This is a genomic window from Methylobacterium sp. BTF04 (genome assembly GCF_010692745.1).
Taxonomy (GTDB): domain Bacteria; phylum Pseudomonadota; class Alphaproteobacteria; order Rhizobiales; family Beijerinckiaceae; genus Methylobacterium.
The window spans coordinates 1-806 of sequence record NZ_JAAHTB010000211.1; the positions used below are offsets into that span (position 1 = coordinate 1).

Sequence of the window (806 nt, forward strand, 5' to 3'; positions counted from 1 at the left end):
AGCGCGCGCAGAAGCGCTTCCGCTCCGGTCGCGACGAGGCCGTCTCGACCCTGCGTCGGGCCGCGGTGGTCGCCTCGGACGAGACCGGCGTGCGCATCGAGGGCAGCAACGCTTACCATTGGGTCTTCCACTCGGCCGAGGCGGTCGTCCATCAGGCTTCGCCGACGCGGGGTGCGGTCGTGGTGCGGGAGATGATGAACGGGCATCGGCCGGCGGTTTGGATCTCGGACCGCTACACGGCTCAGCAGGGCCATGCGGTCGCGCACCAGACCTGCCTTGCCCATCTCGCCCGCGATGTCGCCTACGCCGTTGAGACCAGCGATGATCCCGTGCCCTGGCGTCTGCAGCTCTGGTTGAGATCCGTGCGCGTGACCGATCTGGCCACCTCGACGCTGGCCGCCAAGCGCCGGAGCCTGGATCGGCAGCTCGGCGCAATCCTCGCCACACGAAGCCGCTGCGACCTGACCCGCGACCTGCAAGTCAAGATCGGCCGGGCTCGCCATCAGCTGCTCGTCTTCCTCGATCATCCCGGCATGGTCGAACCGACCAACAACGGTTCCGAGCGGCTGCTGCGCCCATCCGTGATCCAGCGAAAGGTCACCAACGGCTACCGCGCGATTTGGGCGGCCGAAGGCGAAGCTGCCATCCGCACCGTCGTCGATACCGCGCGCCTCACAGGCAGCACCCCCTTCGGCGCAATCCTCAAAACCGTCAGCGCCTGAACCCCGCGATTACGGGGGTGGGTAATTACTGAGCATCGTCGTCTCCGTCAGTGGAAGTAGCGCGGGCCGCGCAGGTTGGGGTGG

Annotated in this window: 1 protein-coding gene; it reads left to right on the forward strand. The window is 67.6% G+C overall.

Translation table 11 applies throughout. The annotated features are described in order from the left end of the window. Positions 1–722, forward strand: a 722-nt coding sequence (locus G3T14_RS24375) for a transposase (protein WP_163645035.1), incomplete at its 5' end; no start/stop codon positions are given. Between the last annotated feature and the right edge of the window lie 84 nt (positions 723–806).